The sequence below is a fragment of the Nereida ignava genome, assembly GCF_001049735.1.
GTDB lineage: Bacteria > Pseudomonadota > Alphaproteobacteria > Rhodobacterales > Rhodobacteraceae > Nereida > Nereida ignava.
This window is the reverse complement of record NZ_CVPC01000022.1, coordinates 27,047-39,616: the sequence shown is the minus strand read 5'-3', so window position 1 is coordinate 39,616 and position 12,570 is coordinate 27,047. Positions and strand designations below refer to the sequence as shown.

At 55.9% G+C, this 12,570-nt stretch carries 11 protein-coding genes; 5 read left to right on the top strand and 6 right to left on the bottom strand.

The genetic code is table 11. From position 1 onward, the window contains the following. Nucleotides 1–228 precede the first annotated feature (228 nt). Nucleotides 229–1,527 carry an AAA family ATPase gene (locus NIG5292_RS12720; protein ID WP_048599922.1) on the top strand — a complete coding sequence of 433 codons (1,299 nt, stop codon included), beginning with the start codon at nucleotides 229–231 and terminating at the stop codon, nucleotides 1,525–1,527. Between the two features lie 4 nt (nucleotides 1,528–1,531). Further along, nucleotides 1,532–2,623 (top strand): ParB N-terminal domain-containing protein, encoded by a 1,092-nt coding sequence (locus NIG5292_RS12715; protein ID WP_048599921.1) that lies wholly within the window; start codon nucleotides 1,532–1,534, stop codon nucleotides 2,621–2,623. Nucleotides 2,624–2,642: 19 nt separating this feature from the next. On the opposite strand, the gene bchO is transcribed toward NIG5292_RS12715, so the two are convergent. The 4 genes from bchO to crtA are packed head-to-tail and all read right to left on the bottom strand — an operon-like array spanning nucleotide 2,643 to nucleotide 6,886. Then, nucleotides 2,643–3,503: an alpha/beta fold hydrolase BchO gene (bchO, locus tag NIG5292_RS12710; protein ID WP_048599920.1), complete on the bottom strand. Its 861-nt coding sequence runs from the start codon at nucleotides 3,501–3,503 to the stop codon at nucleotides 2,643–2,645. A 4-nt stretch (nucleotides 3,504–3,507) separates the two neighbouring features. Further along, nucleotides 3,508–5,157, bottom strand: coding sequence for a magnesium chelatase subunit D (locus tag NIG5292_RS12705; protein ID WP_048599919.1), 1,650 nt, complete (start codon nucleotides 5,155–5,157; stop codon nucleotides 3,508–3,510). After that, nucleotides 5,154–6,179 carry a magnesium chelatase ATPase subunit I gene (gene bchI / locus NIG5292_RS12700; RefSeq protein WP_048599918.1) on the bottom strand — a complete coding sequence of 342 codons (1,026 nt, stop codon included), beginning with the start codon at nucleotides 6,177–6,179 and terminating at the stop codon, nucleotides 5,154–5,156. Before bchI ends, NIG5292_RS12705 begins: the two co-directional genes overlap by 4 nt. Further along, the gene (gene crtA / locus NIG5292_RS12695) at nucleotides 6,176–6,886 is read right to left on the bottom strand and encodes a spheroidene monooxygenase (RefSeq protein WP_048599917.1); all 711 of its coding nucleotides are present in this window, start codon (nucleotides 6,884–6,886) and stop codon (nucleotides 6,176–6,178) included. Before crtA ends, bchI begins: the two co-directional genes overlap by 4 nt. 85 nt (nucleotides 6,887–6,971) lie before the next feature. On the opposite strand from crtA, the gene NIG5292_RS12690 reads away from it, so the two are divergent. From NIG5292_RS12690 to tspO, 3 genes are read left to right on the top strand one after another with little or no spacing between them, the layout of a single operon-like run. Then, nucleotides 6,972–8,537: a phytoene desaturase gene (locus NIG5292_RS12690; protein ID WP_048599916.1), complete on the top strand. Its 1,566-nt coding sequence runs from the start codon at nucleotides 6,972–6,974 to the stop codon at nucleotides 8,535–8,537. Then, on the top strand, nucleotides 8,534–9,559 hold the full coding sequence (gene crtB, locus NIG5292_RS12685) for a 15-cis-phytoene synthase (protein ID WP_048599915.1): 1,026 nt from the start codon (nucleotides 8,534–8,536) through the stop codon (nucleotides 9,557–9,559). Before NIG5292_RS12690 ends, crtB begins: the two co-directional genes overlap by 4 nt. 30 nt (nucleotides 9,560–9,589) lie before the next feature. Then, complete coding sequence (tspO, locus tag NIG5292_RS12680; protein ID WP_048599914.1) at nucleotides 9,590–10,057, top strand: tryptophan-rich sensory protein TspO; 468 nt, start codon at nucleotides 9,590–9,592, stop codon at nucleotides 10,055–10,057. A gap of 11 nt (nucleotides 10,058–10,068) precedes the next feature. Here tspO and crtC read toward each other — a convergent pair whose 3' ends face one another. Further along, nucleotides 10,069–10,914 carry a carotenoid 1,2-hydratase gene (gene crtC / locus NIG5292_RS12675; RefSeq protein ID WP_503121305.1) on the bottom strand — a complete coding sequence of 282 codons (846 nt, stop codon included), beginning with the start codon at nucleotides 10,912–10,914 and terminating at the stop codon, nucleotides 10,069–10,071. Continuing rightward, nucleotides 10,911–12,485 carry a 1-hydroxycarotenoid 3,4-desaturase CrtD gene (gene crtD / locus NIG5292_RS12670; protein ID WP_048599912.1) on the bottom strand — a complete coding sequence of 525 codons (1,575 nt, stop codon included), beginning with the start codon at nucleotides 12,483–12,485 and terminating at the stop codon, nucleotides 10,911–10,913. The genes crtC and crtD overlap by 4 nt, the downstream gene beginning before the upstream one ends. Nucleotides 12,486–12,570: the final 85 nt, after the last annotated feature.

Sequence of the window (12,570 nt, the reverse complement as noted above, 5' to 3'; positions counted from 1 at the left end):
GGCGGCAAGATATGTGTCCCCCTTAGTTTGGGACACTCGCCAGCACGTAGATGCTCACTGGTTCCAGCAGCGCCTTGCGATTCCCACAAAAACAGCCGCTACGTGCTATTTTCGCTTTTTTACCATTTCATCTTTATCCCCTTTTGCTTTTTTCGCAAATTAGGCGTAAATCAGGACAACAGCATCTAAAAGCGTCCCCGCGGGGACAGGTAATGTCAAAGGCTCGAAATGTTTTCACATGAAGATCTAGCTCGCATGCAAGCGCAGTCCTTGCGAATGCAGGGTGTTATTAGGAAGCAAACCTATTCGCCAGAGATGGAAAAAACTCTGCGGCGGTTTTCCAGTTGGGAGGTGGGCGAGCTTATCTTCAAGGTGAACCAATCGACTTTGCGGGGTCGATTGGCGTCAGACCCCTCCCTGCCCCAAGGGTTGGTTGAGGAAGATGGGCGCCAACGCTGGTATTCCCTTGAGGAGATCAATCAGATCCGCCGCCGTCTTAAGGTGAACCGGAAGTCGCTTATGCCGCCGCGCCCCTCGGGCAAGCGGGCCATTCGTGCAGCAATTGCTAACTTCAAAGGGGGGGCTGGGAAATCCACCGTTGCGCTGCACTTTGCTCACGCTGCTGCGCTTGACGGGTACCGCGTTCTTTGCGTGGACTTTGACCCCCAAGCGACGCTGTCCCATTCGATGGGGCTGTCGGATGTGGATGAGGAATTTACTGTCTGGGGCGTCATGGCGCGCGACCTCATTCACCAAACAGAGGCGATGAACGCCAACGTAAGTATGGGCGCTGAAAGCGGTGCGGCCCTGCCCAAGCGTAGCCTGCCCTCCTCAATTACGGATATGGGATTGGCCGATTTGCGGGTGACGGATTTCATTAAGCCGACGTCATGGCCCACAATCGATATCGTGCCGTCTTGCGCCAATGCGGCCTTTGTCGAGTTCGCCTCTGCGCAGTATCGCCATGTGAACCCAGAGTGGTCGTTTTTTGCTGCCGTCTCGCGCTACCTCGATCAGCTTCCACCAGACGCATATGACATGATCATTTTCGATTGCCCGCCCGCGATTGGATACCAGTCGATGAATGCTGTTTTTGCCGCGGATGTTCTCTATATCCCATCCGGTCCGGGTTACTGGGAGTACGACTCTACTACCTCATTTATCGGCCAGCTGTCCGAGGCCCTTGAGGACTTGGCCCATTTCCGCAGTGGTGTCCCCGCGGGGACGATGTCCCTTCCCAAGGCATTCCTTGATGTGCGCTTCTTGCTGACCCGTTTTGAGCCAAACAATGACCTGCACCGTGCGATGCAGCAGGCATTTGTTAAAGTGTTTGAAGATAGAGTTACCGAACATCCCATCGAGATGACCCGTGCCGTTGAGCAATCAGGTCGCTTCCTGTCGTCCATTTACGAGATCGACTACAGAGATATGACACGTGAGACTTGGCGTCGTGCACGGGCGTCCTTTGATCAGGCATATGAAGAATTTCGGACTAACCTTGTAAGCGCGTGGGAAGAATTGGAGTAATGCTATGAAGAAGCGTCGTGTATTCGATATTGATTTTGATGAAGCAGAACAGACACAAACACCGCAGTTAGAGACTAAATCGATGTTTGGCTCCCCTGCCCCGTCGGCTCCTCATGACCGGCGTGGCCCTATGGCATCAGCCATTGCTGAGAACGCTGGCGCTTTGTCAGAGCGTGCAGCAGCAGAGGCCGCTATTCGTGCCGAAAACGACCGGCTCGCCCATGAGCTAGTAGACCTAAAACAAGCTGGCCTGATTACGCGTTTAGTCAATATTACCGATGTTAGAGCCGAATTGTTGACCCGTGATCGCAAGGCGGTCCGCGATAGTGAGATTGATGAGCTAAAAGCCTCGATCCGCGATATTGGTCTTTCAAATCCTATTCAGGTGCTGGAGGCAGGTGACGGTTATGAATTGGTTCAGGGGTATCGGCGCCTGACTGCGTTCCGTGAGCTTTACAAAGAAACCGGTGAACAGCGTTTTGCTCAAATTCCAGTTGGAATTATTGCCAGGACTGAAGAAGACCGCTCTTTGTATCGCCGGATGGTCGATGAGAATATCGTGCGCAAGGGTATCGGTTTTGGTGAAATGGCGGCGATCGCTTGGGCTTACTTGCGGTCGTCTGACAAAGCGTTTTCTAATGTGAACGAAGCTATTGATGATTTGTTTGCAAGCGCGGGTCGGCAAAAGCGGGCCTACATTAAAAACTTTGCAAAGTTATACCAGCGGCTTGAGCCAAGCTTGGTCCACGTCGATGTAATCCCGCGTGCGCTTGGGCTTGAGGTGGGAAAAAAGCTTGATGAAAACCCCGCGCTCGTCAGTGTGCTGAAGCAGCGTTTGCTTGACGCAAATGGGCAGAGTGCGGCCGATGAGCTTCGGATGTTGCGGGCCTTTGTGGCTGAGAAGAATACTCCCAAAACCACGCCTCGTGAGACTGCCAAGACGACCCTGCGTTTGATGTCCCCGCGGGGACAGGTGAAGTGTGTTGCCGCAGAGGGAAGTTTTTCGATGCAATCGAAGATGGATTTCACAACAGTTGAGCGTGCGCGGCTTGAGGCGGCAGTAGCTGCGTTTTGGGAAGCGCTTGATCCAAAGTAGCGCGTCCCCGCGGGGACAGTTACTCTTCGATAAAGGCCCGTATCAGGTTGACCACCTGCTGCGGGCTTTCTTCATGGGCCAAGTGTCCAAGTTTACTGATTTCATGTACTCGCGCGTTTTGCATACGTGAGGCCGCTGCGTTGCTTGTGCTTGGCGGAACAGCCTGATCGTTTGAGCCGGTAATGAAGAGCGTCTGATTGAGGATGTTGGGCAGTCGTTCGAGCAACCCATCCAACTTCCAATGTGCCATCATGGCGAGTGTACCGTCAACGTGTGAGCGCCGTGCGATCAGCGTCTGATAAAGCTTTAGCCCATCTGCATCGAGCTTTGAGCCTGTCCCGGTTATCAGGCGCTCAACTGCTGCGGTGTTGCCAGAGGTGGCAGTAAAAATACGTGCTGTCAGGGGGTTTAGGGACAGCAGCTTTGCGAATGCAGGGAATAGAAAGCCTGCGATGCCTTTGAAATTTGCGAGCGCCGCGTTGATGCCGATGATCTGTCCCCGCGGGGACACGCCAAGTTCTGCAAGTCGAAGTGCAATGGCGGCACCAGCGGAGTGCCCTATGATTGCGGTTGGCTTCCAGCTTTCTTGGGCAAGCAGCGACGCAAGATCTGTGGCCATCGCATCAAGCCCGCAGCGTGCGCGTGAGCCAAGTTGGCTAAAGCCCTGACCGGGCAGGTCAACGGCGATGACTTGGTGTGTTTGCGCAAGTAGTGGCATGACGTCCCGCCATGAGTGCGTTGCGCCACCAGCGCCGTGGATGAGCAACAATTGCGGCCCGTTCCCCATGATTTGTACGTGCCACCTGTGTGGCCTGCAGGGGATGATCTGAGAGTGCTCTTTGTGGGGCCAGTAGGCGGGTAGGCGGGGCAGCAGGTCCATCTCCCTACAAAGCGCCTGAGATGGCCTGAGAGAGCTTCTGTGCGCTGGCGCGGGGTAGGGCGATGTAGGGCGCCATCATGCGGCTGGAAAGGGTCTCTAAGGCTCTGTGTGGGCGGTTAGACACATCAATCACCATGCTTGCGATGTTATGCGCTGCTATATGTTGGGCCATCATCTCGGCATCTGTCCCCGCGGGGACACGAGAAGCTGTTCCATCAAGGGCGATATTTGCACGTCCATCGGTCAGCGTGATGATTGTGGGTGTCAGGCCACGCCCTCGGGCCTGTTGTGCCAGATCAAGGGCAGCCTTCAGGCCGGCCGCAAGGGGCGTTCCACCACCACCTGCCAAGCTGGCTAGTTGTCGTTTCGTCTGCACAAGGCTGCGCGTTGGTTGTAAAATTGTTTCGGCTGTTTCACCGCGAAACGCTACCAGCGCCACATGGTCGCGACGGGCGTAGGCCTGTGCTAGCAGTAACTCAACTGCGCCTTTTGCCTCTCCTAGTCGTGCCATGGCAGCACTTCCGGATGCATCGACAGTGAAAATCATAAGTCTGTCTGACATTTCCTTAAAGCGTTTGACCCGAATATCAGATGGGCGGATGGCGAGCGTGGTGCGTGTAAACCCACGTCGGCGCAATGGTTGCCAAGGTGCGGCGGCACGTAAGGTCGCGACCAAGTCAATTGTGTTTGTGCCATCCAGCTTGCCGGTGGTTGAGGGCAGGGGGCGACCGCGGCGGTTACCTTTCTTGCTGTCACCTGAACCGCTGGCTGTTTTGGCGCTTCGCTGTGCTTTTGCCTTGGCTAACTGAGCGAGAACGTCTGGTGGTAGCATTGCGCGAATGGCATCGATCACCATGTCTTGCGGTATAATCTCTGCGGATTGATTGGCTAGTGAATTGTCACCTGTGTTATCAGGCGGGGGCGACGTTTCTTGTGCATCTGTTTGATCGGATGGCATGCAGGTTGCGCGGGGCGCGATAACCAGTTCAGCGGCCGCCTTCAGATCGTCGGCATTGGGTGTTTGACGGTTAAACAGAGCCGCATGTGTGCGTGCGGCCTCAACAGCAAACATCGGCGCGCGAATGCCAACAACGCCAAATTGAATACAGAGCGACGTGAGGTATTTAATTACCTCATTAGGTGTTTCAACGGTTGTGAGATCGATATTGCTTGGCAGAGTAATAACACTGACATCAGTGTGCCGTATCCCGGCAAGATCCACGTGAAATGCAAGCCGTTCTACTAGGGCAGGGGGGAGTTGTTCAGCGCCTTCTTCATCCAAGCCTTCGTCTAGCGCAATCAGCGCGTGATCGCCTGCATCCAATGTTTGCGCAAGCCGCGCTGCCAGTGGTCCCTCTGTGCGTTCAGCCATTATCAGAACAAGTGTCGAAGGATCGTTCAGCATCCCTTTTTCGGCCACAACAGACCCTTTTTGAAGCGTAGCGCTAATGTCTACGCCGCCAAAAAGCTGTTCGTCAGAAACGCGCGGATGTACCCGGCGGCAGGGTAGGGGAAGCGCATCGCAGGCGGCGTTGAAGCGGTCACGGACGGGCCCGTTACGTGCTTTCACCCAAATGCCACCAAGACGCGGATTAAGCGCCAACAAGGTTAACGCGCGTTCAGCGAGAGACCATGCTGGTGCGGGACTGGTCATGCAGAGGCAACGCGTGGGGTGTTGAAGACTTGGTTCACAATGCGTGCGACGCGCGCGCCGCTGCCTGCCTCATCAAGGGGGTCGCGACGCAGGCGATGGCGAAGGGCCATTGGTGCAACTGCTTGTAAATCCTCACGAATTACCTTGTTGCGTCCTTGATAGGCGGCCCATGCGCGCGCTGTGCGAAGCAAGGTAAGCTCTCCGCGTAGGCCATCGGAGCCAAGCGCAATACAAAGCGCCGCACAATCAGCCAGAATTGCATCATCCGTCTTAATTTTAGCCAGTATCGAACGGGCTTTGATGATCTCATCACGGATTTCCGCATCTTTGACAGCCCATGTTTCAAGGAAGGTGGTCGTGTTCCGCTCGTAGGCGTCGCGGCGCTTGATCACTTCGACCCGTGTCTCAACGTCATTGGGAGAGCTAACGTCAAGCGACAGACCGAAGCGATCAAGAAGTTGGGGGCGCAGCTCGCCCTCTTCTGGGTTGCCAGAGCCGACAAGAACAAAGCGCGCGGCATGGCGAATAGACAGACCTTCACGCTCAACCACGTTTTCACCGGTTTGGGCCACGTCTAAGAGAAGATCGACGATGTGATCTTCGAGCAAATTGACCTCGTCGATATACAGATATCCGCGGTTTGCACGCGCCAGCAGGCCTGCTTCAAAAGCTTTTTCGCCCTGTGTTAGAGCCTTTTCGATGTCCAATGCGCCTACTACACGGTCTTCGGTGGCGCCAAGGGGTAGATCAACGACTGGGGTCGGAATTTCTACTGTCTTGTCCGTGTCGATTGCGGCCCAATCTGGGCAATCCGCGGAGGTTTCTGAGTTGGTCGGACAGCCTTTGATGGCTGTAATCGGCGGCAACAAGGCGGCAAGCGCGCGCACGGCTGTCGATTTGCCCGTCCCGCGGTCACCGAAGACCAGCACGCCGCCAATTGAGGGGTCAATCGCGGTGAGGATCATTGCCTGTTTCATCTCGTCCTGACCGACGATGGCGGAGAAGGGGAAGGGCTGTTTCATGAGATTTCTTTCAGTTGTGCGAGGGGCGAAACGCCGCCCCATGTGCCGGCTTCACCGCAAACGCGGAAGCGGGCGTAGAGTTCTTCTGCAAACCAGTCGTCACTGCGGACGGCTTTGATTGCACGCGCGTGTGGGCCGTCTTTTCGGGCAAAGTTCGCCATAGCGTCAGCATTTGGCCAGATGGAAAACGTGATTTGATGCAGCAACGGCACCTCTCCGATGCCGATTTTGAAGGCAACATTGGGATCGGACCCGATAACTGACGAAATGGCTGGAACCCGCTTCCAAAACCGCAGGGCTTTGCGGGTTTTCACCGTCGCGCGCGTAAGCGCGGCAAGGGGGCCTTCGGTGTCAGCGCTTTCAACGAAGGGAACTTTGCCCGACCATGCACCGCGAACGGATGTGGGTGTCAGAAAGACTGTCCAGCTTTCGTCTGCGCGGGCGTTGTAGCGGCGAAATAGTGGGGCAGATAGGCTCTGTTCTTGGGCGATTTGCGTATTGGGCCACGTGGCCAAGATGGCGTAAACTTGGGTGTTGGGGAGCGGGGTGAACCCTTCGCCGGTTCCTGAGCCGCAGAGCTTCCAAAAGCCGATGTGTGGCGTTTTGCCAATGCTGAACCGTGCCGCGCCCATCATGGCGAGCGCCCATAGTCGCGCCCTGAGTGGGCCGAACCTGTAGAAGCTGATGCTGACGCATTGGGTGGTCATTTACGAGTCACTTTGGCTAGGAGTGTCAACCGAAGCTTACACGAAAGTGTTGTCAAGTAAACCTGACAGTGCGAGAGTGACAGTTATGAATGATCTTGATCCACGATTCCCGAGCGGTGATGCCGCACCTCATGCGATTGTCATTGGCGCGGGGCTTGGCGGGCTTGCCTCGGCGATGCGGCTTGGGACTAAGGGGTACCGCGTGACGGTCCTTGATAAGCTGGATCGTGTGGGTGGCCGTGGCTCATCCATTACCAAGGGCGGGCACCGGTTTGATCTGGGGCCGACCATCGTGACGGTGCCGCAAGTTTACAAAGATTTGTGGACAGCGTGTGGCCGAAAGTTTGAAGATGATGTGGAGTTGGTCCCGCTTGATCCGTTCTATGAAGTGCGCTGGCCTGACGGCAGCCGCTTTCGGGCGATGCAAGATACAGCCGAAATGGAAGCGGAAGTTGCACGTCTTAGCCCTGGGGATGTGAAGGGCTACCGCCGTTTTCTTAAAGATTCCGAACGCCGCTATGTGGTTGGTTTTGAGGGCATGGTCGCCAAGCCGATGCACCGCATTTGGGAAACCATAAAGGTGTTACCGCTGTTCGCAGCGCTTCGTGCGGACCGATCCATTCTGGGCCTTGCGAAGGCGCGGTTCAAGGACGCGCGACTACGCATGGCTATGTCGTTCCACCCGCTTTTTATCGGCGGTGATCCACGCAAAGTGACAAGCATGTACGCGCTAGTTGCATATTTGGAGAAACGCTTTGGCGTGCATTATGCGATTGGAGGGGTTCAGAAGTTGGCCGATGCGATGGCCAATGTGGTGAAAGAGCAGGGTGGCATTTTCCGAATGGGCAGCGTGGTCGATGAGATCATGGTTGAACAGGGGCGGTGTTGCGGTGTTCGGATGATGAGCGGTGAGATGATCCATGCTGATATTGTGGTCAGTAACGCGGACGCTGGTCATACCTATACGCATCTTTTGCGCGGTCATAAACGGGCGCGCTGGACGGACAAAAAGATGGAAAGCCGCCGATGGTCGATGGGTCTTTTCGTTTGGTATTTCGGGACCAAAGGCACCCGTGGCGAGTGGAAAGATGTTGGGCACCACACCATTGTGAATGGTCCGCGCTACGAGGCGCTTCTGAAGGATATCTTCGTTAAGGGTAAGCTTGCAGATGACTTTAGTCTATACATTCACCGGCCCAGCTTGACCGACCCAACGGTTGCGCCCGATGGGGACGACACGTTTTATGTATTAAGTCCCGTGCCGCATCTGGGTCACAAAAATAGTGTGGATTGGGAGCGTGACGTTGAAGCGTACCGCGCCAAAGTGAGCGCGGTTCTTGAACAGCATATCCCAGGATTTGCGGATAAGATCATAGAGCAAGTTACGTTTACGCCTGAAGATTTTCGCGACAGGTATCTGTCGCCAAATGGATCGGGCTTTAGTCTTGAACCGCGTATTCTGCAAAGTGCGTGGTTCCGTCCTCACAACGTTTCAGAAGAAGTGTCGGGATTGTTTTTGGCGGGTGCTGGTACGCACCCCGGCGCGGGTGTGCCGGGTGTTGTGAGCAGTGCAGAGGTGCTGGCCAAGATGGTGCCTGATGCCGCTCCGAGCGGGGTTGAACCTGTTCTTTCGGAAAGGGCAGTCCGATGATCGCACCAGCAGATCTTGAGCATTGCAAAGAAGCGATCCGCCATGGGTCGCTTTCATTTCATGCGGCAAGTAAATTACTGCCCGCAAAAGTCCGCGATCCTGCGCTTGCGCTTTATGCATTTTGTCGACTTGCGGATGACGCGGTTGATTTGAACGCCCACAAAGCAGCGGCTGTGTTGCGGTTGCAAGAACGTCTTGATCGCGCTTATGCAGGCCGCCCATTTGATGCGCCTGCGGACCGCGCATTTGCTGCCATTATCGAGCAATTCGAAATGCCACGCGCTTTGCCTGAAGCGCTGTTGGAGGGCTTGGCGTGGGACGCGACTGAGCGGCGGTACGAAACGCTCGAGGAGCTTTATGGATACTCCGCCCGTGTGGCTTCTGCTGTTGGCGCGATGATGTGTGTTTTGATGGGCGTTCGGGATGAAAATGCCTTGGCGCGCGCGTGTGATCTGGGCGTTGCGATGCAGCTGACCAATATTGCGCGTGACGTTGGCGAAGACGCCCGCGAGCGACGTATGTACTTACCAACTGAATGGCTGGACGCAGCTGGACTGAGTGCAGAAGACGTGTTCGCTGATCCGCGCCCTAGCAAGGCAATCCGCGCGATGGTGAGGCGCTTGGTGCTGGATGCAAACCGGCTTTACATGCGGTCGGAGGCAGGGATTTCGGCACTACCGCTCAAGGCGCGGACCGGTATTTTTGCGGCCCGTTTGATTTATGGTGGCATCGGTCGCGAGGTGCAAAAAGCGGGCTATGACACGATTAGCTCCCGTGCCCACACATCAAAGGGGCAAAAGCTGGGCTGGATCGCACAGGCTGCTTTGCGGACAGGGGTGAGTGTTGTGATGCCACAATCTGCTGTTGTATATGCACGGCCCTTGCCCGAAGTGGCTTTCTTGGTTGATGCGGCTGCGCGCAAAACGCCTGCGCGACCGTTTTGGGGCGATGACGTTTTGGCGATCCTGTCAGATTTAAAGGCGCGCGAACAAATGGACAAAACGAATATCGTCACTAGGTAACAGGGTACTCACGCGAAAGGTGAAGCCCACATGGATTGGTCAATTTTCATCGTCTTTATGGCGGCAAGCTGCACGGCTGCGGCAACAGGGTCCCTGTTCCCGCCGGATGGCTGGTACCGCGCGCTTAACAAGCCACGCTGGACGCCAAAAGATTGGATGTTTCCCGTTGCTTGGGTAACGCTTTATATCCTGAGCTCGGTCGCCGCGACGTTGGTGGCCGGTCGAGAAGGCGTAGGCTTGGCTTTGGCGTTTTGGGCGTTTCAAATTGCAGCAAATACGCTTTGGAGCCCTGTGTTCTTCGGGCTAAAGCGCATTCGTGCGGCGATGATTTCGCTTGTGGTGCTGTGGATTGCGGTTTTTGGGACGTTGGTAAGTTTCTGGCTGGTGCTGCCTATCGCGGGGTGGATGATGGTTCCGTATCTTGCGTGGGTCAGTGTCGCAGGCGCGCTTAACTGGTCGATCTTGCGGCGCAACCCCGACGCGGTTGCTACGGTTTAGCGCCGCTCGATTTATTCTGCTGGTGGGGTGTCAAAGCGCCATTTTGCGCGCCGTGGCACGCGGCAGGCCAGCATCGGTTTTACAATTTTTGAGCGGAAGCGGTTCAAGTCAAGTGCCTCGTGAACGCCTACAACTTCCTCACCTGCAAATTGCGTCTTTACCGCAGAGCGTGAGTAGAACGGTGCATCCAGCATACCTTTGACTTGCACTGGTTTGTATCCTGCATCAGCGCGGGTTTCGCGGCGGACCTGCCAAAGCGAACGCTTCATTGCAACTTTGGGGGGCGAGTTCAAAAGCTGCACTTCACCATCGTTTTGAAAAAGTAGGCCGACGTCTAATGTGCTTCCGTCGCGGCGGTCTGCGTCGTAAAAACACACAGACCCTTTGGAGTGCGGATAGCGGCCCCATGTCCAATAACTGAAGTCGTCCTCAAGCGCTGCGGTTCCGAAATTTGCATCAAAGTAACCGTGCCCATCCCATTGCCAACCTTCTGCTTCAAGCTGCACATCAATATCCGCAGATGGTGCAAATGGACGCCAAACATGGGTCCCCGACGGAGTAAGCGGCACCTCAAGGTTTGTCACAAATTTTGGCGTGAGGGTGACTTTGCCGCGCACAGGGCCAACCATTGGCGGTGCGCCCATTTCATTGATGTCGATCACCAGTTTGTCGCCCATCCATGTCATTTTGGAGGGGCCGACTTCAAAGACATTTTGGCTTGTGCGCAGGGCGCTTTCGCCCCGATCAGTCATCGTGAAACGTCCGCCCGGCCCGTAAGTGGCCACGTTGATACAGCAGTGGTTGCGCGGGGACTTGCGGCCTGACCAACGATACCAAGGCGAAAAGACAGAGCCTATGAAGCCGATGATGCTGATGGCGCGGGTGCCGCAGTGGCTGATCCCGTCGATGTACCACCACGCATAGCCGTTGGGCGGGACGTCGATGTCGAAGCAAGGTCCGTCAATATCGCCTCGGCCGCGTGCTGTGCGGACAGGGTTGCCATCGGGATGCCCGCTCCCGGATGCGTCCCCCCACCCACCAGATACAGGCCGTTCAATGGGCTGCGTGCCGTCGGCCGAGCGAACGATGCCATCAGCCCATGTGGGCTCTGCCCGTAAAGGGAACCGTGGCTTGCGGGGAATAGCCGGTTGAATGTTGCCGGTGGCGTCAGGCTTTGGTGTGTCGGTTTTGGGGTGAAGGTGAGCCCAAAGCGGGCCAATGTGTTGAAAACCAGTGTCTGACATTGCGTAATTTCCCGTTGGCTCGCTGTGGTGTCTGTTGTGGGCGGGGCGTTCATGATGATTTCGAAGCGCTCCATCCCAGTGGGCTGCGCGCCGCCGGCTCGGTCTTGGGCGCAGATGTAAAGGGTGGGGTCTTGGGGCAGGTGGTCTGACCGGATGGGCCCAAACTCTGTTTTTGGGTCATCTCCAAAAAAGACGGTGTGATGGCTGAGATCAGGTCCGGTTGGTTGGGCCGCGAATGTGTGGACATGTGCGGATAAGCTGCGTGTTTGCACGTGCTCATTGGGGACGGCTGCGCGGCTGGATTTGCCCAGCAACCCGTCTTGCAGCGCTTTTGGGTCCCCGTTGAACAAAACGCGGGCAGCATCATGGTGTGTACCGTCGTCTGTGGTTAGTCCGCAGATGCTGCCGTTCTGGACGTTTATCTGTTTGATATGTGTATCGAGTTTGAACGTAGCTCCGCGCGCTTGGGCAAGGGTGCGGAGTGTCTGCGCCAGTTGGTGCATTCCGCCTTTTACTGCATAGACGCCCAAAGCTTCGGAGTGTGAGATAAGCGACAACAGGGCGGGGGAGGCAAAAGGATCACCGCCAACATACGTAGCGTAGCGCCCGTAAAGCTGGGCGAGCCGTTTGTCTTTGAAACTGTGCCGCAGCGATTGCATGAGAGTAAACCACGGTGCCATCTTGGGCACGAGCGATGGACGCGACATCACCTTACGTGTCAGTTCCGCTTGCGATGGGATCGCGGCCTGCATCATAGGTGCGTCAAACGCCTCATAAAGAACGCGAGCGCGTTCAGCGAAAGCGCGATAGTCTTTTTCAGCGCGTGCGCCGCCCCACGTGCGAATGTTCGCAGCGGTCTCATCGGGGTTTGCCATTAGGTCAAGCGTGCTGCCATCGGACCAGTAGTGACGCGCAAGAATTTTTGCAGGCGTCAGGGTGAGGTGATCTCCCAAGCTTTCCCCGACATCATCGAAGAGTTTTTCAAACACATGACGCATCGTGAACACCGTTGGTCCGGCATCAATCGGCCCTGCTGCTGATGCAAAGGTGCGCATTTTGCCGCCAACATCACTTGCGCTGTCAAAGACCGTGACATCCAGTCCCGCATCAGAAAGGCGCAAAGCCGCAGCCAATCCGCCGATCCCTGCGCCAATGATGGCGATGCTGTTGTTTGTTAGGTGCATGGTTTCGTTGACTCGCGCTCACTAATGTGTCCACTATAGTTTACACATTGTAAGATGGCTATAGTTTACACATTGCCATCTAAAG